The organism is Gilliamella sp. wkB178 (genome assembly GCF_001690705.1).
Lineage (GTDB): Bacteria > Pseudomonadota > Gammaproteobacteria > Enterobacterales > Orbaceae > Gilliamella > Gilliamella apicola_K.
The window spans coordinates 107,121-133,513 of sequence record NZ_LZGK01000011.1 but is presented as its reverse complement, the minus strand read 5'-3'; the positions used below and the strand labels follow the sequence as shown (position 1 = coordinate 133,513).

Annotated in this window: 26 protein-coding genes; 12 read left to right on the top strand and 14 right to left on the bottom strand. The window is 36.7% G+C overall.

Going from position 1 to position 26,393, the window contains the following annotated elements:
• Nucleotides 1-25: 25 nt before the first annotated feature.
• The gene (gene mfd, locus A9G13_RS02055; RefSeq protein WP_065555958.1) at nt 26-3,487 is read right to left on the bottom strand and encodes a transcription-repair coupling factor; all 3,462 of its coding nucleotides are present in this window, start codon (nt 3,485-3,487) and stop codon (nt 26-28) included.
• Between the two features lie 159 nt (nt 3,488-3,646).
• Between mfd and lolC the strand changes: the two genes are divergently transcribed.
• The 4 genes from lolC to cfa all read left to right on the top strand — a co-directional run bounded on the left by lolC (nt 3,647) and on the right by cfa (nt 8,054).
• Complete coding sequence (lolC, locus tag A9G13_RS02050) at nt 3,647-4,849, top strand: lipoprotein-releasing ABC transporter permease subunit LolC (protein ID WP_065556363.1); 1,203 nt, start codon at nt 3,647-3,649, stop codon at nt 4,847-4,849.
• Nucleotides 4,842-5,558 carry a lipoprotein-releasing ABC transporter ATP-binding protein LolD gene (lolD, locus tag A9G13_RS02045; protein ID WP_065555957.1) on the top strand — a complete coding sequence of 239 codons (717 nt, stop codon included), beginning with the start codon at nt 4,842-4,844 and terminating at the stop codon, nt 5,556-5,558. The genes lolC and lolD overlap by 8 nt, the downstream gene beginning before the upstream one ends.
• A 1-nt stretch (nt 5,559) precedes the next feature.
• Nucleotides 5,560-6,798 carry a lipoprotein-releasing ABC transporter permease subunit LolE gene (lolE, locus tag A9G13_RS02040; protein WP_218059122.1) on the top strand — a complete coding sequence of 413 codons (1,239 nt, stop codon included), beginning with the start codon at nt 5,560-5,562 and terminating at the stop codon, nt 6,796-6,798.
• 146 nt (nt 6,799-6,944) lie between these two features.
• The gene (cfa, locus tag A9G13_RS02035; RefSeq protein ID WP_065555955.1) at nt 6,945-8,054 is read left to right on the top strand and encodes a cyclopropane fatty acyl phospholipid synthase; all 1,110 of its coding nucleotides are present in this window, start codon (nt 6,945-6,947) and stop codon (nt 8,052-8,054) included.
• Between the two features lie 24 nt (nt 8,055-8,078).
• Here cfa and A9G13_RS02030 read toward each other — a convergent pair whose 3' ends face one another.
• Nucleotides 8,079-8,573: a GNAT family N-acetyltransferase gene (locus A9G13_RS02030; RefSeq protein ID WP_065555954.1), complete on the bottom strand. Its 495-nt coding sequence runs from the start codon at nt 8,571-8,573 to the stop codon at nt 8,079-8,081.
• Nucleotides 8,574-8,705: 132 nt separating this feature from the next.
• A complete protein-coding gene (locus A9G13_RS02025) occupies nt 8,706-9,287 on the bottom strand; it encodes an IMPACT family protein (RefSeq protein ID WP_065555953.1) in 582 nt (193 codons plus the stop codon).
• Nucleotides 9,288-9,341: 54 nt separating this feature from the next.
• Between A9G13_RS02025 and nfi the strand changes: the two genes are divergently transcribed.
• Entirely contained in the window at nt 9,342-10,013 is a 672-nt protein-coding gene (gene nfi / locus A9G13_RS02020; RefSeq protein WP_065555952.1) for a deoxyribonuclease V, read from the top strand.
• On the top strand, nt 10,003-10,749 hold the full coding sequence (locus A9G13_RS02015; protein ID WP_065555951.1) for a tRNA1(Val) (adenine(37)-N6)-methyltransferase: 747 nt from the start codon (nt 10,003-10,005) through the stop codon (nt 10,747-10,749). The genes nfi and A9G13_RS02015 overlap by 11 nt, the downstream gene beginning before the upstream one ends.
• Before the next feature lie 76 nt (nt 10,750-10,825).
• On the opposite strand, the gene apt is transcribed toward A9G13_RS02015, so the two are convergent.
• Complete coding sequence (gene apt, locus A9G13_RS02010) at nt 10,826-11,377, bottom strand: adenine phosphoribosyltransferase (RefSeq protein ID WP_065555950.1); 552 nt, start codon at nt 11,375-11,377, stop codon at nt 10,826-10,828.
• Between the two features lie 302 nt (nt 11,378-11,679).
• Between apt and A9G13_RS02005 the strand changes: the two genes are divergently transcribed.
• The 3 genes from A9G13_RS02005 to A9G13_RS01995 are packed head-to-tail and all read left to right on the top strand — an operon-like array spanning nt 11,680 to nt 15,159.
• Complete coding sequence (locus tag A9G13_RS02005; protein WP_065555949.1) at nt 11,680-13,023, top strand: vWA domain-containing protein; 1,344 nt, start codon at nt 11,680-11,682, stop codon at nt 13,021-13,023.
• A gap of 3 nt (nt 13,024-13,026) precedes the next feature.
• Nucleotides 13,027-14,472: a sensor histidine kinase gene (locus A9G13_RS11065; RefSeq protein WP_065555948.1), complete on the top strand. Its 1,446-nt coding sequence runs from the start codon at nt 13,027-13,029 to the stop codon at nt 14,470-14,472.
• 3 nt (nt 14,473-14,475) lie between these two features.
• Entirely contained in the window at nt 14,476-15,159 is a 684-nt protein-coding gene (locus tag A9G13_RS01995; RefSeq protein ID WP_065555947.1) for a response regulator transcription factor, read from the top strand.
• A 75-nt stretch (nt 15,160-15,234) separates the two neighbouring features.
• Here A9G13_RS01995 and A9G13_RS01990 read toward each other — a convergent pair whose 3' ends face one another.
• The 8 genes from A9G13_RS01990 to A9G13_RS01955 all read right to left on the bottom strand — a co-directional run bounded on the left by A9G13_RS01990 (nt 15,235) and on the right by A9G13_RS01955 (nt 21,292).
• Entirely contained in the window at nt 15,235-16,296 is a 1,062-nt protein-coding gene (locus tag A9G13_RS01990) for a bifunctional transcriptional activator/DNA repair enzyme AdaA (RefSeq protein WP_065556362.1), read from the bottom strand.
• Between the two features lie 515 nt (nt 16,297-16,811).
• Nucleotides 16,812-18,002, bottom strand: coding sequence for an amidohydrolase (locus tag A9G13_RS01985; protein ID WP_065555946.1), 1,191 nt, complete (start codon nt 18,000-18,002; stop codon nt 16,812-16,814).
• Complete coding sequence (locus A9G13_RS01980) at nt 18,003-18,821, bottom strand: PTS system mannose/fructose/sorbose family transporter subunit IID (RefSeq protein ID WP_065555945.1); 819 nt, start codon at nt 18,819-18,821, stop codon at nt 18,003-18,005.
• A 1-nt stretch (nt 18,822) separates the two neighbouring features.
• A complete protein-coding gene (locus A9G13_RS01975) occupies nt 18,823-19,575 on the bottom strand; it encodes a PTS mannose/fructose/sorbose/N-acetylgalactosamine transporter subunit IIC (protein ID WP_065555944.1) in 753 nt (250 codons plus the stop codon).
• 13 nt (nt 19,576-19,588) lie between these two features.
• Nucleotides 19,589-20,083, bottom strand: a complete 495-nt coding sequence (locus A9G13_RS01970) for a PTS system mannose/fructose/N-acetylgalactosamine-transporter subunit IIB (RefSeq protein WP_065555943.1) — start codon at nt 20,081-20,083, stop codon at nt 19,589-19,591.
• A gap of 13 nt (nt 20,084-20,096) precedes the next feature.
• Nucleotides 20,097-20,498 (bottom strand): PTS sugar transporter subunit IIA, encoded by a 402-nt coding sequence (locus A9G13_RS01965; protein ID WP_065555942.1) that lies wholly within the window; start codon nt 20,496-20,498, stop codon nt 20,097-20,099.
• Between the two features lie 149 nt (nt 20,499-20,647).
• Complete coding sequence (locus A9G13_RS01960) at nt 20,648-21,073, bottom strand: PTS sugar transporter subunit IIA (RefSeq protein ID WP_065555941.1); 426 nt, start codon at nt 21,071-21,073, stop codon at nt 20,648-20,650.
• A 27-nt stretch (nt 21,074-21,100) separates the two neighbouring features.
• The gene (locus tag A9G13_RS01955; protein WP_065555940.1) at nt 21,101-21,292 is read right to left on the bottom strand and encodes a DeoR family transcriptional regulator; all 192 of its coding nucleotides are present in this window, start codon (nt 21,290-21,292) and stop codon (nt 21,101-21,103) included.
• 484 nt (nt 21,293-21,776) lie between these two features.
• On the opposite strand from A9G13_RS01955, the gene A9G13_RS01950 reads away from it, so the two are divergent.
• On the top strand, nt 21,777-22,544 hold the full coding sequence (locus tag A9G13_RS01950; RefSeq protein WP_065555939.1) for a transporter substrate-binding domain-containing protein: 768 nt from the start codon (nt 21,777-21,779) through the stop codon (nt 22,542-22,544).
• A gap of 155 nt (nt 22,545-22,699) precedes the next feature.
• Entirely contained in the window at nt 22,700-23,347 is a 648-nt protein-coding gene (locus A9G13_RS01945) for a DUF421 domain-containing protein (RefSeq protein ID WP_065555938.1), read from the top strand.
• Between the two features lie 124 nt (nt 23,348-23,471).
• On the opposite strand, the gene ispE is transcribed toward A9G13_RS01945, so the two are convergent.
• Nucleotides 23,472-24,311, bottom strand: a complete 840-nt coding sequence (ispE, locus tag A9G13_RS01940; protein ID WP_065555937.1) for a 4-(cytidine 5'-diphospho)-2-C-methyl-D-erythritol kinase — start codon at nt 24,309-24,311, stop codon at nt 23,472-23,474.
• Between the two features lie 12 nt (nt 24,312-24,323).
• Nucleotides 24,324-24,944 carry a lipoprotein insertase outer membrane protein LolB gene (lolB, locus tag A9G13_RS01935; RefSeq protein ID WP_065555936.1) on the bottom strand — a complete coding sequence of 207 codons (621 nt, stop codon included), beginning with the start codon at nt 24,942-24,944 and terminating at the stop codon, nt 24,324-24,326.
• Between the two features lie 176 nt (nt 24,945-25,120).
• Here lolB and hemA point away from each other — a divergent pair, with 176 nt between their 5' ends.
• On the top strand, nt 25,121-26,392 hold the full coding sequence (gene hemA, locus A9G13_RS01930) for a glutamyl-tRNA reductase (protein ID WP_065555935.1): 1,272 nt from the start codon (nt 25,121-25,123) through the stop codon (nt 26,390-26,392).
• Nucleotide 26,393 lies beyond the last annotated feature (1 nt).

Below are 26,393 nucleotides of genomic sequence, written 5' to 3'. Positions count from 1 at the left end.
ATTCCCTGTGTAATATCTAATATTGTTATTTTTCCTGATGCTGGGCAAAGGTGTCTAAAAGATTTTTAATATATTCAATGCGATCGACACGTTGTAGCTCAGATTTTAACAATTTTAATCTATTTGAACTTTCTAAGCGATAATTTTTTGGCTCTTTTTGGATTAAAGAAATTAAATAATCAATGGCGATGGTATTATTAGCACCAAATTCAATAAAGCCACCTTTGTCACCAAATTCGATCTTACTAATCCCTAGCCGTTTGGCCTGATAACGAATTTTAGTGGTTTCCAATAAAAACAAAACCGCATCCGGTAATTGGCCAAAACGATCGCGCATTTCTACTTGGATTTCGGTTAATTCATCAAGATTTTCAATACTGGCTATGCGCTTATATAGTGATAATCGAGTGTTAACATCAGGAATAAAGTCATCCGGAATTAAAGTTGGTAAGCGTAATTCTACTTCTGTTTGTTGGTTATTAAGTAATGATTCCAAAGTCGGTTCTTTACCTTCTTTCAGTGATTTGACCGCATCTTCAAGTAGTTCTATATATAGATTAAAGCCAATAGTTTCAATTTGGCCACTTTGATCGCTACCTAGCAATTCACCGGCACCGCGAATTTCCAAATCGTGAGTGGCTAAAGCAAAACCGGCACCTAAATCTTCCAATGAAGCAATTGCCTCTAAGCGTTTTTTGGCATCTTTAGTTAATAATTTCGGGTGTGGTGTTAACAAATAGGCATAGGCTTGGTGGTACGAACGTCCAACACGACCACGTAATTGGTGTAATTGCGCTAAGCCAAATTTGTCGGCACGTTCAATGATGATAGTATTAGCATTGGGAATATCAATACCGGTTTCCACAATGGTGGTACAAACCAATAAATTAAAACGTTGATGGTGAAAGTCATTCATAACCCGTTCGAGATCGCGTTCATGCATTTGCCCATGGCCAACAGCAATCCGCGCTTCCGGAACTAGATCTGCCAATCTTTGTGCCACTTTCTCAATGTCGGCAACATCATTATGTAGATAATAAATCTGTCCACCACGTAAAATTTCCCGCAATATTGCTTCGCGAATTACCAGATCGTCATATTCTCTCACAAAAGTTTTTACTGCCAAGCGTCTAGCTGGAGGGGTAGCAATAATAGATAAATCGCGCATACCACTCATTGCCATATTTAGTGTGCGCGGGATAGGGGTGGCCGTTAAGGTTAATATGTCAATATTAGCCCGCATCGCTTTAATGCGTTCTTTTTGGCGCACACCAAAGCGATGTTCTTCATCAACAACTAATAGCCCCAGATCTTTCCATTTTACCTCTTCTTGTAATAACTTATGGGTGCCAATAACAATATCTATTTTACCTTCAGCCAATGCTTGAATGATCTCTTGTTGTTGTTTGGCAGTTTTAAAGCGCGACAAACTTTCAATGCGGATGGGCCAGTTAGCAAAACGATCACAAAAACTCTCATAATGTTGTTCAGCAAGTAGGGTAGTTGGCACTAAGATGGCGGTTTGCTTGTGATTTATTACTGCTAAAAAGGCGGCACGAATAGCCACTTCAGTTTTACCAAAACCAACATCACCACAAACCAGCCTATCCATCGCTAATGGTGAACACATATCACCAATGACCGCGCCAATAGCATTTTGTTGATCTTCGGTTTCTTCATACGGGAATGCTTGGCTAAACAGCTCGTATTGTTCACGATCTTGCTTAAATTTAAAGCCAGGTTTGCTCTCACGTTCAGCATAAATGTCGAGCAATTCTGCAGCCACATCCCGAACTTTTTCAGCCGCTTTTTGTCGGGCTTTGCTCCACGCATCGGTTCCAAGTTTATTCAGTGGTGCATTTTCTTCGTCACCACCGGAATAACGACTAATTAGATTTAGTGACGAAACTGGCACATACAGTTTGGTATCATTGGCATAAAGTAAAATAAGATATTCAGCGGTAATGCCGCCAGTTTCTAAGGTGGTTAATCCGGCATAACGCCCCACACCATGCTCTAAATGCACCACAGGTTTACCCGGAGTTAATTCCGCTAAACTACGAATCAGTGAATCGGTATTGATGGATTGTTTATTGTCTTTTTTACGCCGATTAATGCGCCGTCCTAACAATTCGTTTTCGGTAATAAAAGCAAAATTATCTTGTTGATTAATAAAACCTTGTTCACTAGCACCGATCATTAAAGCAAAGCGATCATCCAGCGTGTCTAATTGCGTTAATTGTGTGATTGTGGTGGGGTGAATACGTATACGCCCGAGAATTTCTTGTAATGCCTCTTTGCGGCCTTCCGATTCAACTGAAAATATAATCTTGCCATTAAAATCGTCAATAAACTGTTGAAACAGGGCATAAGGATTTTTTTGTTGGATCTCAATCGCCAGTTCCGGCAAAGCAATATAGGGTAGATTAATATTTTTATTAGCTTTAGCGAGTGGCTGATTAGCTAAAATGATGCGCGGGTATAATTTAAAGTTAGCAAAAATTTCATCTGTTTTCGACCAGATCTCTGCCGGCGCTAACAGCGGGCGCATTGGATCTACTTTACGACTCTCATAACGTTGATTGATGTCTTGCAAATATTTATTCGCATATTGTTCAATATTAATCGTGTTAATGATTAAGGTATTTTCCTGAAAATAGGTAAATAGCGGTGTTAAAGGTTGATCAAAAAACAGTGATTGCCAATATTCGATGCCAGTAGGCAAAATATTTTTGCTAACTTGTTGATAAATGCTTTCCGGCTCTAACCTAACCGGGAACTTTTCCCGCCATTGACTGCGGAATAGTTCAATCGCTGTTTTATCAAAGGGAAATTCGTGCGCTGGTAGTAGTTGAATTTCCTGAATTTCACTCAGAGTGCGCTGACTCTCAACATCAAAAGTACGAATACTATCAATTTCGTTATCAAAAAAGTCGATTCGATAAGGGGTTTCACTCCCCATCGGGTAAATATCGAAAAGCGCACCACGGGTAGCATATTCGCCGTGTTCCATCACTTGGCTAACCGAACGATAACCAGCATTTTCTAATTGTAAGCGTAAGTGTTCGCGGCTTATTTGCATGCCTTGGCGCATAAGGAAAACATGCCCCCCTAAAAAACTGGGAGGACATACTTTTTGCATCAACGTGTTGATCGGTAAAATTAAGGCGCCTTTTTGTAAATGTGCCAAATGGTAAAGGCAAGATAAGCGTTCTGAGACAATGTCTTGATGCGGCGAAAAACTATCATAAGGCAAGGTTTCCCAATCCGGGAAATAAATCGCCGGGAAAGGGGAGAATTGTTTTAATTCATCATGAATGCGAGTGGTTTGTTGCATATCGTCAGTCACAATTACCACTAAACCGTCATGAGCAGCAATAACTTGTGCACAAATTAGCGATAATGAAGATCCAATAAGTTGCCCCAACTGCTTGACTTCATCTGCTTGTTTAGGAATTAAGGTAGAAATTTTCAAAGTATTAGACATGATAAATGCTATTAATATCGCTAGGAAATTTAGCGTCAGATTATAACGTAATTACATGGTTGTTTTCTATAACAGTTTAATCCTGTATGATAAGCACTTTGCAGTTAATGAGTAAAACTTTGTAAAAAGTTTCAGGTATCATATACGTTTATGTCAAAAATATTTCGTCCATTAGTATTTTATATTGGCTTGCGCTATGTTTATGGCCAAAAAAGTGATGGTTTTGGTCGTTTTGTGTCATGGCTATCAATGATTGGGATCATGTTAGGCTCGCTAGGTTTGATCGTGGTACTTTCGGTGATGAACGGCCTGGAAGATCAGATGCAAGGTAATATTTTGAAATTTTTACCGCAAGCGCAAATAACTACCCCACAAGGTAAAATCGATTTTAATGCCATCCCAGCAGATCGTTTCGTTAATATTAAAGGCGTTAACCGTGTGGCACCTTTAGTTACCAGCGATGTGGTGTTACAAAGTGAACAAAGTATTACCGTTAGCACCCTCATGGGTATTAATCCTGAAGATCAAGATCCAATAAATGATTATATCTATAGTGGTGCTATTTCTGATCTGCAAGCCGGTCAATATAATATTATTATTGGTCAAAGTTTAGCGGAACAATTAGGGGTCACCATTGGTGATCAAATTCGTTTAATGGTCACCGATGCTAGTCAAATTACGCCAGTTGGGCGCATTCCTTCGCAACGTTTATTTAAAATCAGCGGTATTTTTGCCGTTAATCATGATATTAATCAAGCATTAGTTTATGTTAATCAATCAGATGCCAGAAATTTACTGCGTTATCCCAGCAATACGATTACTAGTTGGCGCCTATTTTTAGACCAACCGTTAGATATTGGCACGGTTACCTCCACGCCATTGCCGGATGGTTTAATTTACAAAGACTGGCGTGAAAAACGTGGCGAATTGTTCCAAGCGATTAAAATGGAAAAGAATGTAATGGGCTTGCTGATTAGCTTAATTGTGATTGTGGCGGCCTTTAACATTATTACTTCATTAAGTTTGTTAGTAATGGAAAAACAAGGAGAAGTTGCCATCTTGAAAACTCAAGGATTATCACGTTTTAAAATTATGCTGATTTTTATTATTCAAGGCGCCAGTTCAGGCATTATAGGTACCATTTTAGGCAGTATTTTGGGACTGTTATTGGCGTTTAACCTAAATGCTATTATGCAAGTATTAGGTTTATCCTTAGCCGGTATTCGTTTGCCGACCTTGGTTGACCCTTCACAAATTGTATTTATTATTATCGGATTACTTATGTTATCGTTAATTTCAACAATTTATCCGGCTTACCGTGCTGCCAATATTCAACCAGCCGAGGCGTTACGTTATGAATAATTCATCCCAACTTTTATCCGCCAAAAATCTTTATAAGACCTATAAAGAAGGTAACATGACTACCGAAGTGCTGAAAAATGTCTCTTTTGATATTTACCCAAAATCATTATTGGCGATTATTGGTAGTTCCGGTTCAGGTAAAAGCACCTTATTACACTTATTAGGTGGTTTAGATAAACCCACTTCCGGGGAGATTATTTTTAAATCGCAACCACTTAATCAATTATCAGAACAGCAAAAAGCGCGTTTACGTAATCAAGAGATTGGTTTTGTGTACCAATTTCATCATCTATTACCTGATTTTTCAGCGTTAGAAAATATCGCCATGCCGTTATTAATTGCTGGTGTGGCGGCTAATGAAGCCAAAAAAAGAGCCTTGGCAATGTTAGAATCGGTTAATTTAGTTAAACGAGCCAATCATCGTCCTTCCGAACTCTCCGGCGGCGAACGCCAACGTGTAGCCATTGGTCGTGCCTTGATAAACAATCCGGCATTAGTAATGGCGGATGAACCAACCGGTAACTTAGATAAATCCACTGCGGATGCTATTTTTGATTTACTAGTAAAATTGAATCAAGAACATGGCACTGCCTTTTTAGTGGTCACCCATGACTTAGCGTTAGCTAAAAAACTGGATAAACAATTGATCATGAGTGACGGCCAATTAATGGATAGTTCATTATCTAACAGCAGGTTAATGGACAATTAGTATGCATTTATCTTTAATTACCGCTATCAAATTCCGCAAAGGGCGCCGTAAAAGTGGCATGGTGTCTTTAATTTCGATTATCTCAACTTTGAGTATTGCCATTGGTATTGCTGCCTTGATTATTGGTTTAAGTGCCATGAATGGTTTTGAGCGCGAATTACACAATCGCGTGTTGTCGGTGGTGCCACATGGGCAATTTTATGCGCCATATGGTAACTTAGATGATTGGCGCCAAGTGCAACAGCAACTACAAAAAAATAACAACATTGTGGCAACAGCCCCTTTTGTTAGTTTTACCGGTTTAATTGAAAATGGTAATAAACTCGGCGCCGTTGAAGTACAAGGTGTCGATCCACAGCAAGAAAAGAATATCAGTGCGCTGCCTAATTATGTCTTAAACGATAAATGGCAAACCTTTAAAGCGGATAACCAACAGTTAATCGTAGGTGCTGGTTTAGCGCAGACTTTAGCAATTAAAGAAGGTAGTTGGGTGACTTTACTCATCCCGGTTGCTAGTGGCTCAAATCAACTTAAACCACCCAAAAGAGTGCGTTTACAAGTAGCCGGTATTCTTGAATTAAGTGGTAGCTTAAGTAATAACGTAGCCTTAATTCCACTCACCGATGCCCAAAAACTGTTAGATATAGGTGACAGTGTCACAGGATTGATGGTTAATGTTAATCAAGTTTATCAAGCCAACCAAATTATTGGTCAAGCGGCATTAAATTTAGATCAAAATCTATTATTTAACAGTTGGGAAAACTCATTTGGCTTTATGTACCGTGATATTCAAATGATTCGGCAAATCATGTATTTAGCAATGATTGTAGTGATTGGCGTGGCGTGTTTTAACATCGTATCCACCTTAGTTATAGCCGTGAAAGATAAACAGCGCGATATTGCCATATTAAAAACCCTGGGTGCAACCAATCGCTTAATAAGGCATATTTTCATTTGGTATGGGGTTATCTCTGGTTTAATCGGTAGTTTGTTAGGGGTGATTTTAGGTGTGCTATTGGCGTGGCAACTTTCCAATATTATGGGCGTGGTGGAAGCAATAATAGGTTATAAATTGCTAAATGGGCATATTTATTTTATTGACTTTTTACCATCAGAAATCCATTTATTGGATGTGGTGATTGTGTTTATCACTGCCATGCTATTGAGTTTAATTGCCAGCTATTATCCAGCTAAGCGCGCCTGCAAAATCGATCCTGCTCGGATTTTAAATAGCTTTTAATTGATTTTAATCAGGGGTATAGTAGTAATACTACAACAAAGCGTTAATTAACTTCTTAATTAACGCTAAATTACTTCATCTTGTCGTTTTATTATTTCCTTTCTTACTTGAAGTAATTGAATCATTTTTAATACAAAGGCATTCGTATGAGCAATCAAAAACAATTGATAGAAAAGTTACTGGCCGACACCCCCATACAAATTAATGGTCAGAACCCTTGGGACATTCAAGTCAAAGATGATAGTTTTTATGGACAAGTATTAAAAGAAGGATCAATAGGATTTGGTGAATCTTATGTTCAAGGCAAATGGGAGTGTGAACAAATTGACGAATTAATCACACAAATCTTACTGGCGGAATTGGATAAAAAAGTCCGTACCAAGTTTGATTTATTGACTAAATTACAATTTTTATTTTTTAATTTACAAAATAAAACTCGCGCTTATATTGTCGGGCGCCAGCATTATGACTTAGGTAATGAACTGTTTGAAAAAATGCTCGACCACGGTTTAAATTATTCCTGTGGCTATTGGAAAAATGCTAAAAATCTTGATGAAGCTCAACTCGCTAAATTAGATTTAATTGCTAAAAAATTAGGGCTAGAGCCCGGTATGAAAGTACTGGATGTCGGCTGTGGTTGGGGTGGTTTTTCCGAATTTGCCGCGCGGCAATATGGTTGCACAGTTAAAGGGATTACAATTTCTAAAGAGCAAGCCGAATATGCACAAAAACGCTGTAAAGATCTGCCGGTTGAAATTAGCTTAAAAGACTATCGGGATTTGCAACAGCATTATGATCGCATTGTTTCAATTGGTATGTTTGAGCATGTGGGTTATAAAAATTATGCTACCTATTTTAGCAAATTGTATAATTTACTTGCTGATGGTGGCTTGTTTTTGTTGCACACAATTGGCACTAATACCTCACATTTGGGTAATGATGGCTGGTTAAATAAATATATCTTCCCTAATGGGGTATTACCATCAATCGCGCAATTAATCAAAGGTACTGAAGGCAAATTTGTGATGGAAGATTGGCAAAATTTTGGCCCTGATTATGACAAAACCCTCATGGCTTGGTATGCTAATTTTATTCAAAGTTGGCCAAGCTTAAAGACTAAATATTCCGACGAAACTTTCCGAATATTCAAATACTATTTACTTTGTTGTGCCGGTACCTTTAGGGCTAGAACTACACAATTGTGGCAAGTGGTTTTTTCTAAAAATCGTAAACAACGTTATGATGCACCAAGGTAAACGGCAACAGTAACCAAAAACGGCTTAATCAAGCCGTTTTCCTAAAATGATTAAGTCACGTTGTATGCCATCAAGTTCAGCTACTTTCGGGAATAAACCCCATTGTTGATAATGCATTTTAGTAAATAACTTAATGCTGGGTTGATTGTGGCCAAACACATAACTTAATATGGCTTCAATGCCAACTTTATCGGCAAATTGTTCGATTTCAGTTACCATAAATTGGCCAATACCTTTACCACGAAAATCTTGATGGATATACAGGCTAATTTCGACGGTTTTATTGTAAGCCGGGCGGCCATAAAACGAAGTCAAACTAACCCAACCACAAGGTTGGTTTTGATATTTAATCAACCAAAGGGGGCGAATTTGTGGGTTATGTTGCTTGAACCATTCAAGCTTACTGGCTACTGAAACTGGCTCCGTATCGGCAGTGACCATGCGGCTAGCAATGGTTGAATTGTAAACTTCAACAATATAGGGTAAATCATCTAAGGTAGCGTTGCTATAAGTGATCATAAGTGTTTAATCGCAATTAGCTGTCAGAATTGATATTGTAATGACTTTACTCAAGGCAAGCAATGACTGTTAATTTTATACTGAAACGTATACCTCTCAGGAAACATCTTGACAAACACACGGGTTGACAACTCACAAATCTAACTGCACGCGTCCACGAGTAATATCACTAAGGCTCTGTTGCAGTAGTTGTGCTTGATCTTTAGTAATCGCAACATTTACGTGAACGCCGGCAGCGTCAAAATCCTGCTTTTCAATTACGGCATCTAACTCTTTAAGGCGGTTTTCAATGATCGGCCATTCATTGTAATAACAATGGAATTGCAACTGAATACGGGCAATAAGTTCGATTAACTCGGCTTGTTGCAAACAATGGCTGGCTGAGCCACCATAGGCGCGGATTAATCCACCAGTCCCAAGTTTTATACCACCAAAATAACGCGTCACCACCACAACAACTTGATCGCAATCTTGGCCTTCAATCGCCGCTAAAATAGGGCGGCCAGCGGTACTGGTTGGTTCGCCATCATCACTAAAACGGTATTGTTGACCAACTTTCCATGCCCAGCAATTATGGGTAGCACTGGCATCGCTCACTTGCGCAATAAAAGCCATGGCTTGCTCAGCCGTGTTAACCGGGGCAGCGTTAACAATAAAACGGCTTTTTTTTATTTCTTCGGTCAGAACAATCGGGTTTACTAATGTATATGGCATGCTAATTCTGGTAAAATCAATTTATTGCGAGTAATAATACTGAACAGAATCGAAATGTCTATTAATTTAGCACAATTAAAACAAACTCAATTAGCGTTGTCCCAACAAGTCAAATTAAGTGACGATTTTAGTCAGTCAATTAGCTTGATTGGCGGGACTGATGTCGGTTTTGAACAGGAAGGCAGCATTACCCGCGCCGCCATAGTAGTCTTGAGCTATCCTGAATTTAAAGTTGTTGATTATCAAATCGCCCGGATTGCTACTGAGTTTCCCTATATTCCTGGTTATTTATCATTTCGTGAATATCCAGCACTACTTGCTGCATGGCAACAAATCAAACAAAAGCCGGATTTATTATTGGTGGATGGTCAAGGCGTGGCGCACCCAAGGCGTTTAGGCATTGCCAGTCATCTTGGTTTGTTACTAAATATGCCCACCATTGGCGTGGCAAAAAAACGACTTTGTGGTCAATATCAGCCGTTAACTAAACTCACCGGCGCAGTTACCCCACTAGTGGATAACCAGCAGCAAATTGGTTGGGTATTACAAAGTAAAAACAACTGTAATCCGTTATTTATCTCGGCCGGGCACCGCGTGAGTCAAACCAGTGCTTTGCAATGGGTAAAGCAATGTCTGCGTGGTTATCGTTTGCCGGAACCGACTCGTTGGGCCGATGCTATTGCCTCTAATAAACCTTTATTTAAGAAGTTTGTCCATGCCAAGTAAGTCGACCGATCTAAAAAAAGGTGGTTTTACCTTTAAACGTTTTTTTGTCGCCCACGACAGCAGCCCAATGCAGGTGACAACTGATAGTTGTTTATTAGGGGCGTGGGCGCCATTACAATCTAACCCTAAACGCATTTTAGATATTGGTTGTGGCTGTGGGGTGATTGCATTGATGTTAGCGCAGCGGTTAGAAAATCAGGATCATAGCATTGACGCTATTGATATTGATCCCCAAGCGGTGATCCAATGTCAGCAAAATATTGCTCAAGTACCTTTTGCCGGGGTGCATGCTTACTATGCCGATATTAAGCAATTTCGCATTAATGATGCCATGAATTACGATGTTATTGTCACCAATCCCCCTTATTTTAATGTAGCGGTGGAATGTCGCAGTTCACAGCGGCAATTAGCCCGTTATACCACCAGTTTGGATCATCAACAATTGCTGGATGCGGTTACGCGATTATTAGCGCCAACCGGGGTATTTTGTTTAGTATTACCCTACCATTTAGCTACGCAATTTCGGCTGTTATGCCAAGATAATCAGCTATATTTACAGCAAGTAATGCAAGTAAAGTACAATGCTAACAAGGATTTTTCATTAACATTAATGGCATTTTCACGTCAGCAAAATAATAATCCTATGGAGCAGCAATTGTGTATGCGTGACGACGATGGCCGTTATTCACCCGCATTTAGGCAATTATTGGCGGATTTTTATCTGTTTCGTAAATGATTTTGAAAAGATACAGAAATTGGAAGGTGCCATTTAGGCATAAAATAGGGCAACCAAGCTGCCCTATAACTAGCGGTTATTTACCTGCAAAATCAATTAACGTAAAGCAATCAATGCCCATCTCAGTGAGTTTTTCTTTACCTTCTAATGCCGGTAAATTAATTACAAAGGCGGCATCTTTGGCTATGCCACCGGCTTTATGCACTAAGTTGACAGTGGCGGCTACGGTACCACCAGTTGCCAACAAATCATCAATAATCAGGACTCTTTCCCCTGGTTTGATGGCATCAGTATGAATTTCTAGACTATCGGTGCCGTATTCAAGTTGATATTCTTCGCTATAGACTTCACGCGGTAACTTTTTCGGTTTACGCACCGGCACAAAACCAACACCTAAAGCTAAGGCTATCGGCGCTGCAAAAATAAATCCGCGCGCTTCAGTACCAACTATTTTATCTATTTTTTTATCTCGATAATGATCAATTAACAATTCGACAGACGTTCTAAATGCTACCGGATCTTCAAGTAAACTGGTAATGTCCCGAAACAAGATCCCTGGTTTAGGGTAGTCCGGAATAGTGATGATGCTATTTCTGATTAAGGTTAGTTTTTCTTGTAATTGATTCATTTTCAAGGGTCTCAAATTATTTACTATAAGACTGGCAATCTTTCATTATATACTGGCGATCTTAGCTGTTGCAATATGCAAACCACAACATGATTATAAAAACAGCTAATTGCTCATATTTTAAGTATTAGCGTGGTTAACGCTTAAATTGATATTTGCTAAAATAGGTTCGGCACTATTTTAGTGATCATTCAAAATAATATTGAGTTTTTTACAAACTTTTACAAATAAATACAATAAATAGACAGTTTAATTGGCAGAAAGAAGATAATTGAATAAACTTCATCAACAAGGATATTGCCATGAAATTTATAAAAACCTTAGCCATAGTTGGGCTATCTTTATTCAGCTTCTTTAGCCAAGCTAAAGTACCGGGACAAATTCAAATTCGTTCTGAATTAGCCTCACCAATTGTTCTTGAAAACAGTCAAGATAAAAACTACCTAAAAATCTCTTTAACCGGGGTTGATTTTGACTCAGCCAAACGGGTACCCATTAATTTAGCTCTAGTCATTGACCGTTCCGGCTCTATGTCCGGTAGTCGCATTGAAAAAGCTCGAGAAGCAGCTATCTTAGCCATTAATATGCTTAATGAAGATGATACCATTTCAGTAGTGGCTTTTGATAGTGATGCGGAAATCATCATTCCAGCAACTAAAGTGACCAACAAACAAAGACTAATTAATCAAATCAATAGCAAAGTAATAGCCAGGGGTGGCACGGCATTATTTGCTGGCTTAAGTAAAGGGATTAATCAAGTAAAAAAACAACTCTCTAAAGATAAAATCAACCGCATTATTTTACTTTCCGATGGTCAAGCTAATGTTGGTCCATCCTCAGTCGGTGAGTTATCAGAACTAGCAGTTGTAGCCGCCAAAAATAACATTGCTATTACTACTTTAGGTATTGGTTCAGATTATAATGAAGTATTAATGTCAACCATTGCCAGTTATAGTGATGGTAATCATGTGTTTGTTGATAATACCTATGATCTGGAAAACGTGTTTGTACGTGAATTTAAAGATGTAATGTCTGTGGTAGCTCAAGACGTGGTGATTAATATTCAATTAAAAGATGGTGTCAAACCTGTACGTTTATTAGGTCGTGATGGTTCAATTAAAGATAACCAAGTCACCGTTAGAATGAATCAACTTTATGCTAATCAAGAAAAATACCTATTATTAGAAGTGATCCCAAGCAAAGGTAAAACCGGCGAAGATAAAACCTTAGCTCAAGTAGAATTAAAGTATGATAACTTAGTGGCGAATAAAACTGAAAATCAAAGCCAATTAGTTAAAATTGGTTACACCAATCAACCGCAAGTAGTAAAAGATTCAGTTATTGAGGATGTGGTGGCGGAAACTGAAATTCAAAAAGTAACCTTAGATAACGAAAAAGCCTTAGAAATGTATAACGCCGGTGATAAAGCAGCTGCGCAAAAAATGTTAGAAGATAATAGCAATAGACTTATGAGTATAGGTGCATCAATGAGTGCCGATTCAGCAGAAGCCATAGGCAGATTAAGTCAACAAGCTAGCAAAAATAAAGCTATGGCAGATGCTATTGAGACAACAGATGAAAAAGTGTATCGTAAACAAGTAACTGAAAAACAATATGAATCTAAACAAGGAACAATTAAGAAATAACTGATGAAAAGAATAACAGCGATTTTATTGATGTTTATATTGGTGGCCACGTTTAGTTATTTAGGTTGGCGCACCATTGAACATGAAGTGCTAATGCGGCAAACTCATGTCAAAATGTTAGCTGAAAGTCGAGCCAACAATATAAAATCGTCAGTGGAATCGCTGTTAAACCAGCGTAGTGTTTATCTTAATAAATTAGCGCAATTTATTAATGACGACCAAGCCAAAGCAGATAATCTACTGCGAACAGAAAGCGATATAAAAAATATATTTATTATCAAAAACCATAAGCTAGCATACCTTACTAACAACAGTGATTCACAATGGTCTAAAATTGTTGATTCAATTCAATATGATAATTCTATTTTAATTAATCATAATACCCAAACGGAACAATATCGCCCCGAATCGGGTTGGTACCAAGTTTATGATCATCTGATCTATTGGTCGACATTTTCCGGAACCATCGTTGGTTTTGAGATTTCGCAACTCAACTTTGCCTTAGATGTGGTTAATTTATTTGATGATCAATCACTAACCGATGATTTCAACTTGTTCAATAATGACAAATTAATTTATGCTCATGGTGAACAAGGCGCTACCAGCGTAATGCTTGCGCTTAATTACCCATTACAAAATTGGCAATTAACCTATTATTATCAACAACCTAGTCTACTTAACTTATATTTATTAGGTGGTGCGATTATTGTATTTTTGGTTATTGTGATTATTAGCCTCATCAGTTATTGGTACCGTGAGTATACCAGAGCATTACGGTTAGCACGGCAACAAGTCAGTTTTGTTGGTCAGGTTTCGCATGAATTTAAAACCCCCTTAACTAACATCTCGCTGTATTCAGAAATGCTTAGAGAACATTTAGAAGATGAACCGCCCCCGGTTACTGATTATATTGACGTGATTAGCAGTGAAAGTAAACGTTTAACGCGGTTAGTGCAAAATATACTGAATTTTAATAAACCGGCTAAACTCAACATTAAAGCGGTTAATTTAACTCAGTTAATCCAACAAATATATAACACCTTTAAACCGGTGCTAGCGACTAAGTCATTGCAACTTAATTTGCTTTTAGATCAGCAGCATCCATGCATTATTAATACCGATGCCGATAGTGTTATGCAAATTATCAATAACTTCCTGAGTAATGCTGAAAAGTATGCCGCACAGGGTAAGCAAGTTGATTTGTCACTTCAACATCAGAATCAACAAGTCATTATTAGTGTGCGTGACTATGGTAATGGTATTCCTAATCAGTTATTGAAACAGATTTTCAAACCATTTTACCGGATTAAATCATCCATCACTGAAGGGGTTTCCGGTACTGGCATTGGCTTAACTATTGCTAATCAATTAGCCGAACAATTACATGGCACTATTCAAGTGACCAATTGTGAGCCGGGCGTAGTTTTTTCACTAGTTTTAATGGAGTAAACGATGAAAATTTTAATTGCCGAAGATGATCAAAATATTCGTAAAGGTATGGCAATTTTGCTAGAACAAGAGGGCTACGCCATTATTGAGGCTGAAAATGGTCGCATAGCCCTCGAACTATTTGTGCAACATCAACCCGATTTTATAATCTTAGATATTATGATGCCGGAACTCGATGGCTATAGTGTTTGTCGCGAAATTCGTAAATTAAATGACGATGTGCCGATCTTATTTTTATCGGCCAAAGACGAAGAAATTGATCGTGTAGTTGGGCTTGAACTGGGTGCCGATGATTTTATGAGTAAACCCTTTGGTGTGCACGAACTGCGGGCACGCATTAAAGCTATAGCCAAACGTTATTTAAAATCCCAAGGAACCAATAAAAGCGCGGATGAGTTTTTTAATTTTGGTGATCTAACCGTTTACCCAATTGAACTATGTGCTAAACGCAATGACCAAGTTATCGAATTATCACTGCGTGAAGTCAAAATCTTAGAGTGTTTGTACCAAAATAAAAACCAAGTGGTAACTCGCGACATGTTATTCGATTATGTGTGGGGTTATGATTATTCCCCCAACAGTCGCACCCTTGATCAGCACATTTCGAAATTACGTAAACAAATTGAAATTGATCCACTTAATCCGGTGCTGATCAAAACTATTCATGGAGTAGGGTATCGCTATTAAATTTCGATGCTTATGGAGCTAATTTATCCTAACCAAGTTTTGGGGATTGGTTTATTTTATTCAAAGATACTACTATTACTTTTTAACTGCATAATGTTGTTCATGATCAATTAACCAACGTTTACGTTCAAGCCCACCACCATAACCCATTAACTCGCCATTAGAGCCAATTACACGGTGGCAAGGTATTATAATTGCAACTCGATTAAAACCATTGGCACTAGCAACCGCACGCACTACCAGTGGCTTATTTATTTTTTGTGCTTGTTGCTTATAGGTAGATAATTCACCAAAAGGAATTTGTTGTAAAACCTGCCAAACCAATTGTTGAAAATCGGTTCCTGGTGTGTGTAATTTAACTTGAAAAGTTTGCCTTACGCCCTGAAAATATTCATTAATTTCTTGCTTAGCTTGCAAAATATGCTGGTTTTCGCCATAAATTATCTGCATATCAAGTAATTTTTGTAATTGTTGAAATTCAGTTTCTAACATGCGGCGATCAACAAATTCTAATAAACAGATCCCTTGATCAGTAGCAGCAATAAACATAGGCCCTAATGGCGTGGTTAATCGATTAATCACTATTACTGCTTTAGTAACACTAGTGGAAGGTGCTGACTGCATGAGTTTTTTATAAGTATAGCCAAAGCCACTTAAGGATGCATAGCCATTATCAAAAGCAGTATCCATTATATTTTTACCAATCTTCAATTCTTGAAAGGCGTTATTTATGCGATACATTCGTTGGTAGGCATGGAAGGTAATGCCATAGTGTTTTTGAAACCAGCGGCGAATATTTTCCGGATTGATTTGCTGTTCTCGCAAATAACTATCAGATATTTTAGTTTTAGGATTTTGGTTAATAATGGCTATGGCCTTTATCACTTCTTTCGGTGCTTCATTGGTATTTTCGGTTGGTCTACATATTTTACAAGGACGATAACCTGCATCGAGTGCAGCCTTAAAGGTGGTAAAAAATTCAACATTTTCTAATTTAGGCTTTCTAGCTCGACAAGTAGCAATACAAAAAATCGAGGTAGTTTTAACGCCAACATAAAAAATACCAATATAACTAGGATCTTTATCCAGCAAAGCTTGATAATAACGTTCAATTTTGTTGGCATCATTTATCTGCATATTTTTAATTGGCTGCATAATATTAGTTTCTCTTGATTACAGTATAAGGCACTGGTTTACCTATTTATGATAAGAATATTTTCACGGTGATAAGATCAAGGTTTATTAAATGTAAACCCGGTGAAGTTGTTAACCATAAATTGTAATAGCATATTAAACAAACCATGCTAACTGTACCAACCGAAAAATTGACAACTATTTACCTTAGGTATTTACATTTATTTTAATTTACTCGTTTTAGTCAAAAATAAATTGCTAATTAGCTCAATATCAAATTAAATATAAGTTGTTTTAAGTAATCAAAGTAGCATAGTTTGGATAAATCACCCTAAAATTCAATAAGCTACTTTTAGGTAATAATTAATATGAACTTCATAATTAACTTCAAAATTAACAGAATGAGAAGCTTTTATAACTTTAATTAATCTCATTCTGCTACAAACAATAAAATATATTATTAAGAATTTTTAGAAAATAGGATAATATAATAAGTGGAAGTTATATATTCAACTTAACTAAGCATCTAATAATCTTTTATTAAGCTCCTCTTTTGCATCTGATATATAATGGGGAAATAGCATTAATTCAACAATACTTCTAGACATCGCTTTACAACTTATGTTTAAAGCATGACGCCCATTTTCTGAAATTGCTAATTCTCTAAATTGATCTGTATGACCTGATATCTTTTTTTCAGGTAAAATAGTTGTAAATAAATTTAATGACGGTATAACTCTTGATATATTGCCAAGATCTTCTCCACCATTATCTGATGGTATTCCATCCATCACTGGCTCATTTAAAACTAATAATTCCTGCTTACAAATATCAGCTAAAACTTTATTAGGTATGCGTCCAAGGTAACCCATTATATCATCTATTTGTACATTACAACCCGTAGCTAACGCTATACCATGAGCAATATTAGTAATGCGAACTTTAACATCATCAATATCACTAGCAACTCTAGTTGATATTTCAATTTCCAAATGAGTTAAATCAGGAATTTGACCAATATCACTAGCTGTATGATGCATAACACAACAAATATGAATATTATCTTTTAACTGTTGACGCATTAAACCTATTGCTGTATAAAATAATGTCGCTGCATCTTGAGCATTAATGCCATTTTCTGGATGAGATTCGGCATGCGCACTTTTACCTTTAAAATAAATATGTAATCCAGTAAAGCTGACACATTCACCACCTATTCTAGTTGTAGCACTAGTAGGATGCATTAAAAATACAGCATCTATACCATCAAATATTCCTTGATTTAATAAAAGAATTTTACCGCCACCAGATTCTTCAGCAGGGGTCCCAATTAAAACAATAGTGCCTTCTAGTTCTGATTGATCCAATGCATTTTTAACTGCAACCACAGTTCCAACGCCACTTGCTGCAATAAGGTTGTGTCCGCAAGCATGCCCCAATCCAGGTAATGCATCATATTCTGAAATTACACCAATTACAGGACCACTACCTTTTGAATAAAAAGCTTTGAATGCTGTTTTAAGACCACCAACCGGACTTTGTACGTTAAATCCGTGCTGATTTAAAAAAGTTGTAAGGCACAGACAAGCTTTTTCTTCAGTGAAAGCTACTTCAGGATTAGCATGAATATATTTTGCTATATCCCAAAGCTGATCACTTAAAGTATCGATACATGTATCACAATGTTTCTTTATTTCCATGGCGTCCATTTATAAAACTCCTACAAATGAAAGAACTAAACACAAAATAATAATAGAAAGAATAAGTAGTGAAGTTCCATGCCCTTTCTTTTTCATATAAAAGTAAATACCAAAAATAGCAAGAAATGGCATTAAACCTGGAATAATTGAATCTAACATATTCTGTACAACAAAAGGTTCAGTATTTTCAAGTTTAAATTCTAAACTTATAGGTAACTTAACATAAGTTGCTGATAATGCACCCATGACCATTAATCCCATTAAACCACAAGACTCAATGATACGATTCATTACTCCACTTTTGAGCAATTTCCCGATTGCTTCTCGGCCAAGGGAATAACCAAGTTTAAATATCCGTGCTCCAATAAAATACGTTAATATGGGATAAAGCAACGCCATAAAAGCACCAATTAAATGACCTGATAACGCTAATGTTGTTGATAAGGCTAAAATAATTGGTTTTAATGTTCCCCAATTCAAAGTATCTCCAATTCCAGCCATTGGTCCCATCAATCCTGTTTTCAAACTAGTAATAACGTCTCCAGGTAATTCTCCTTTTTGAGCTTTTTCTTCTTCTAAACTGATTGTCATACCAACAACAACAGAACCAATTATTCCTTCAGTATTAAAGAATTGCATGTGGCGTTCCAAAGCTTCTTTATACTCTTGATCGTCTGGATATAGCTTACGTAGTACTGGCTGTATTGTTGTACAAAAAGATAAAGATTGAACACGGTCAAAAGAATGAGAGGGTTCAGCAAAAAAAAACCAATTACGGTAGGATCTATTAAGATCGTTTTTATTGAGTAATTTATCATCGAGTAACATATTAAACTCCTATTTTTTGATTATTAGTCATATATAAGTATACGAAAGCAATTGCTGTACCAAAAATAGCAACAGCCATAATAGGTAACTTAAGATAAATAACTAAAAAATAACCAATAATAAAGAATGGCATTGTCAGCTTGTTTCCTAGTGTATAGATAGCAATAGCAAAACCTATAGCAGGCAGTAATCCCCCAGATACTTCAATACCATGCATTGCCCACTGTGGAATGTTTTCAATGAACTGAGCGACAAGTGATGGGGCTAAAATATTACAGAAAAAAATTGGAATCGAAAATATAATAAATGCTAATACTAATGGATAATATTTACCATAAAGTGGAATTTTTGAAAAATTATTGTCAGCGATCGCTTTGTCAGCTTTAGCAACAATAAATGAGTTGAATGAGTATTTTAAATTCCATAGTAAAGCTCCCAAAATACCAAATGGTACAGCTAGGACAATTGCAGCTTTAGGATCAAGACCAGTACGTAAAGCAACCGGAATTGCAACGAGTGCCGCCGTTGATGCACATGCAGGAACTGTTCCACCAGGATAGATTACACCTAGGTAAAGTAATTGAAGAGATCCTCCAATCAAAAGACCTTTTTGAATATCTCCCATCAAAATTCCTAAAATTCCACCGACAAGAACAGGTTGTCCTAAAGTATCCGAAATGGTATAACCAATATCATTGCTTGCGAAAAATTGCCAAATAGCACAAAAAAGCGCAATTAAAAACATCTCTAACATACTATCGTTCTCCTCAGTTAAAATTACAGTGTTCAATAGCTTTTTTGAAAGGAATTTTATTATCCGTAGGAACTGCTTGAATATAAATTCGGCTATTTTGAGCTTCCATTTCGCTTAATAGTTTTACATCTTTTGCATCAAACGTAACTCCGCAAGGTGTTTTAGTTCTACCAGGACCACCACCTAAACCTCCAATTTGTAATGTTTCAATAAAAAATCCTTTTTTTTGAAATTGATAGGCGTCAGAAATTTCTTTAAATAACATTAAAATTGTATCGTCACCAAATTTATTTAACTGCCAATTTTTAATTGCATCATCGATGGTATAAATATCTACTTTTATGCCATTAGGTACTGCCGTTTTATATACATCACCCATAAAATCATCTTTTGCTAAAACATCATTAATAATAATAATGCGGTTAGCATTAGACTCCTTAAGCCATTTTGTTACTACTTGACCATGAATTAATCTAAAGTCAGCACGAATTAAATTAATTTTTGACATAGTTATTCCTCTATTAATTGTTTATTTCAAATAAAACATCTTTACAGCTGGTGGTTATAACATCTAAACCTCGTGTAATTAAATCAGCTATTTCACACTCATTTCTGTTATTATATAATTCAATTAGCATAGGTAAATTAACTCCTGATATAATATGCAAATTATAATAACGAGAGAGCATAACACATTGATTACATGGAGTTCCTCCGAATAAATCTACTAGACATAATACTTCCCCTGGAGCTTCTTTTAATTTTGTTTCTATTTGATTCCCAAACTCTTCAGGAGCCATCCCTGATTCAAGGCTAAATGCATAAACATTCTCCAATTCACCGACAATCATTTGCGCTGTGTTAACCAATTCGAATCCTAATCGACCGTGAGCACAAACAAATAACCAAATTTCTTTATTCATACAAAAAGTTCCTTTTATTAAAAAATTGAATAAGTTTTACCTGTTGACTATTATTTAAACCTTTTATATTAGGCATAGATATCCCTATGAAATAAGCTATTTCACTTCTAATTAAATATGTTAATCTGAGGATTATCTTTTAGATATTGTTAAGGAATTTTTTTATTATCGGAATAGATAGCATTACAGTAACGAATATTATCTTTAGATTGTGATAATGAATTGATGATAAAAGATTTAACTTCACTTTTCTTAGTGACAACTTCTTCGCCAATAATTAATCCAATAAGTAGGGGTAAGTTAAGGCCAGCAATAAGATGGATATTATCCCTTTTAATAAAGTGCATAAATGCATGATTTACACTACCAGTCATTATATCGCTAATTACAATTATATTATCATCAGGGGAGAAAGATGAAATCATGTTCTCAATAGTTGTGGATATTTCATCGGTTAGACCAACATAAGCACAAATGGTTTGGATATTATCTTGTTTACCTAAAATTAACTCAACAGATTCTTTTATTCCTTCGGCAAATCTACCGTGACTAGCCAATATATATTGAAATTTCATACTTCCTCCCATTTAAAAGTCCACATATTAATTTGGTGTTTTTACAATAAAAGCACCCCCATGGTATTTGTTAATTAGCCCTTTGGAAAACAAAAAGCGTAAATCGGCTCTAATTGTTTCTTTGGTAACTGAGAAAAATTCAGCTAATTCATTTACTGAGGCACTATTATGTTGCTGCAAATAATTCAAAATCTCAGTGCGTCTTTTCTCTCTAAACATATTTATCAACCCCTTATAATAGAAATAATATCAAAAAAAAATATACAAATTTGTGATCCATATCAAGAAAACAAAAAATATCGGAAATTTTCAAAAAAAAACAAAAATACAGAGATAATATTAATTACACGATCTATTTATCTTTATTTCAATTAAGAAAGTTAAATTATAATGAAATTAAATAGTATTGAAACTAAGAAAAGTAATATTTAAAAACTATCAATAGTTTCATTGATATTTAGCAAAAACTAATCGAATTTTTGTTAAACCATAAAACAAAATATGAACAAGTGTTATATCCAATTTACCTTAGATATCTATTTTTTATTTACTCGTTTTAGTCAAAAATAAATTGCTAATTAGCTCAATATCAAATTAAATATAAGTTGTTTTAAGTAATTAAAGCAGTGACGCTTGAATAAATCACCTTAACATAAAGTAACTTACTTTTAGGTAATAATTGATTAGCAAAAGGAATGGAACAATGAAAAAACTAGCATTATTGGCAATATTACTATTAGGCTCGCAACTTGCGCAAGCAAGAACCTATGACGAAATTATCAATTCAGGGGTACTCCGTATCGGCGTGCCGGCGGATTATGCGCCACTGGCTTTTTATGATAAACAAGATTTGTTAGTAGGCTTCGATGTGGACATGGCCAAAGATTTAGCCAAACAACTTAAATTAACCCCTATGTTTTACATTACCAGTTGGCCAACTTTATCACAGGATTTAGCCGATGATAAGTATGACGTAGCCATGGGTGGGGTGACTTATACTAAAGATCGTGCCGCCAAATTCTTATTGTCAAACCAAGTGGTACCTAACGGCAAAATAGCTTTGGCCGCATGTAATGTTGCTGCTAACCTGAGTTCTTTAGACAAAATAAACCAACCTAATGTCAAAGTAGTAGTTAATCCGGGTGGCACTAATGAAAGTTTTGTTAATAATAACATTCACAATGCCCAAGTAATCCGAGTGAAAAATAACTTCGACAACATTCAAGCCTTACGGGATAAAACCGCGGATATGATGGTAACCGATCTTATTGAAGGCCAATATTATCAATATAAAGAACCACAAGTACTCTGTTTGGCAACGACTCAACCATTTAAAGGTACTGAAAGTTATAAAGCCTACATGGTTCAGTCCGGTAACCAAAAATTAATCGATATCATTAATAACTGGCTACCTACCTCAAATAAAGAGCAATTTGCGGTAAAATGGGGCGTTAAAACTCACTTAAATTAAGTCACAAATTAGTGATTAATTGGCGGTTAACCCCGCCATTTTTTATAGCAAGACAAACTCATAACAAACAGGTATGATTACTGCCTATTTTCAAATGCCTATTTTTGCCTTTCTTACTAATTAAACATCAATAATATTGTTGGAGTAATACTAAAATGAATTATTACGATTTTTTGGTGATTGCGTTGAAATTATTGGTAGTATTTATTTGTATTATCTTATTTTTGAAAATCACTGGTAAAACCTCACTGGCACAAATGTCGAGCATTGATTTTATCGGTAATATGATTTTAGGTGGTATAGCTGGAGGCATAATTTATAACCCTAAATTGACCGTGTTGGATTTTTTAGTGGTAATCGTTATGTGGACCATCATTATGTACACCTCGAATTATTTAAAACAAAAAAGCCAAAATGCTAAGGCCTTTATTGTCGGTAATCCGATCATCTTAATGGATAACGGCAAATTAAAATTGTCGGCTTTCGCGACGATTAATATGGACATTTCCAGTTTTGCGGTATTACTTAGAATGAAAAATATCTTCACCATCAATGCTGTTGACAAAGCTATCCTTGAACCCAACGGTCAATTAACCGTGGTTAAAAAGGGCGATAAAGATATTTCCGTAATCGTGTTAGAAAATGAAAAACCGATCGCCGATGTTTTAGAAAGTTTGGGCAAAGATGAAGATTGGTTAAAAGCAGGCTTGGCAGAACAAGGCTACCATTCTTATGAAGGTTTATATTGTGTCGAATATTACGATCAGCACCTATTTGTTATACCCGGTGAATCCGTTAATTAATCCATCAAATGAGTTGCTTAGATTTTACTGTAATTGCCGGCGGTTATAATTGTCAATCGTCATCATCAATTATGAGTTTACCAAGCCCAACTTAAGGCCCGTAAACTCAACACCAACTAGCAACTTAACTTGGGTACAGGGGCGATTTATTTAGTGATTTGGCAATAATACTCGGTATCGACTGTGCCACCAGTTGGGCTTGCATGGCTTGAGCTTGTTGTTGCGACTCACATTGGCTAAATACGCATGCTCCGGTTCCGGTTAAGCGCGTTGGCGCCAGTCGCGAAAGCTGAGTAATGATGTTATTAATTTGCGGATAACGTTTACGTACCACCGCCTCACAATCATTGTAATGCTCGCTAAATGGTAACGCCATTAACTCATCCACAGTTCGCACCGCTGAGTTGCGGTTAAGTTGTGGATCATTAAACACCGTAGCGGTTGAAATTTCGATATTCGGACAGGTGACTAAATACCAATGTTGCGGCAGCGTTAATGCTTGAAATTGATCGCCAATGCCTTGGGCAAAAGCCGAATGACCATAAATAAAAATAGGTACATCAGCACCAATGCTGCGGCCAAGATCCATTAATTGTTGCGTAGTCAGGTTAAGTTGCCACAGCTGATTAAGGGCCACTAATACCGTGGCAGCATTGGACGACGCGCCACCAAGGCCACCACCCATAGGTATATTTTTATCAATCGCCATATCTACCCCTAAATCGGGGCGATTGGCAAAGGTTTTTAATTTTTGTGCCGCTATCACCATTAAATTTTTATAGCTAGGAATATTGGTAAACTCCGTCAATAAATTGATTTGACCATCTTGACGAAGATTAAATGTCAACTGGTCACAATAATCAATGAATTGAAACAGGGTTTGTAAATTATGATAATTATCGGCACGACGACCGGTAATGTATAAAAACAAATTCAATTTAGCCGGCGCTAACCATGGTTTCATGTTTAATTCCTGTTAACGCAATACCCAATTATCAATCTTCAAACGTACGCGTTGGTCACCATGAGTTAATTCAATTACCGCTGGCAAATCAATACTTTTATTGTTATAACTGCGAGTCAAATAACTACTAATTTTCAAATTCCATTTATTATTGTTTTGCATAAACTCAGTCGCCACTAAACGGCCGGAATTATCCAATTTATCGGCATTAACATCATCCGAAAATCCTTTTAACCAATTATGTAATGAAGCTAGCGGAATATTAATATTGGCGATTTTGCGCATTAAATCTTCAACATTATTTTCGGCATAACTTTTACCATTTTTATCAATCATCTCCGCATAATTATTATTAGCTTTCAAGGTTAAAATGTTGGTACCTACCGGAGTAGTTATTTTTATTTCATAATTATTAGCGGCTTGTTGCATAATTAAAAAACGACCATAACTACGCGAACTATCACTAAAATAGGCAATACTACCATTAACTTGAAAGGCATTGACTTGCTTTAGATCTTGTTGGTGAGCTTGCCATTGTTGTTGAACGGAAGTGTTATTTTTGATTTTACCCGATTGACAAGCAACCAGTAATAATGGCAAGGTTACTAATAAAATATATTTGATTTTAGACATATAATGGCTCGTAAGTTGTTCAAGAACAAATGAATGCAGGCATTATAACTGATAATTATCAGAATAGAAAAAGTTACTGTAAATTAACCTTATATTAATTTTTTATGTATAATAATCGCAGTTGAACGCTTAATAAATCATCATGTCAAACAAAATTCTTAATAAGAAGCAATGCAATGTCAATATCAGTATTAGGTGTTAATTTCAAAACCGCGCCAGTCGCCATCAGGGAAAAACTCGCTTTCCCTAACGAAGTGGTCGCCAAGGCGCTCTATAGTTTATCCCAACATCCTTTGGTGGATGGTTGCGTTATTTTGTCAACCTGTAACCGTACCGAAATCTATGTTAGTTACCAACATGCAACCGATTACATACGGCTAAAACAATCGGTTACTAATTGGTTAGGCCAGTTCCATCATCTGGATCTGCAACCTTATCAAGATTGCCTGTATTGGCACCAAGGGCAAGCCGCCGTTGAACATCTTATGGCGGTTGCCAGTGGTATTGACTCTATGATCATTGGGGAGCCACAAATCCTCGGGCAAGTTAAACAAGCCTATAGCATGGCGCAACAAAATAATTGTTTATCGTCGGAACTCGCCAAACTGTTTCAAACTATCTTTCATGTTGCCAAACTGGTGCGCACGCAAACTCATATCGGTGCCAATACCGCTTCGGTAGCTTATGCCGCTTGTCTAGTGGCTCGCAACCTGTTTAACGACGCTAAACAATTACAGGTGATGCTGGTTGGGGCAGGGGAAACTATTGAGCTGATTGCCCGTTACTTAAAACCGCATGGTTTTAAACATGTGATCGTGGCTAACCGCACGCGTGAAAAAGCCTTAAAATTGACTACACTGATTGATGCGGAAATCATTTCCTTACCCGATATTGCTACCCGTCTTAACGAAGTCGATATTGTGATCAGTTCTACCGCCAGTCCACTGCCGATTATTGGTAAAGGCTTAGTGGAACGGACTATGCAAGCCCGCAATAATAAAGAAATGTTATTTATTGATTTAGCTGTCCCGCGTGACGTTGAAACCGAAATTGCTACCTTAGCTAACGTACACCTCTATACTATTGATGATTTGCAGCAAACCGTGGCTAATAATCTGGAACAACGCGCCATCGCCGCTAATCAAGCACAATACATCATCCAAGAACAAGCCGAACAGTTTATTGATTGGCTCAAGTCGCGCAATGCAGTGGCCTTTGTTAAACAATATCGTAGTAACGCCGAAACCATTAAACAACAGTTAGAACTAAAAGCCCTAAATGCGCTTAAACAAGGCGCCAATGTTGACGAAGTTTTTGCCGAATTTTCGCATAAACTCACTAACAAATTAATCCATGCGCCAACGCAAACATTACTGCATGTGGCAACTCACGACTGTGATGATTGTTTCAAGGTTTTAAGTAAAGGGTTAGGGCTAAAAAAACACTAAG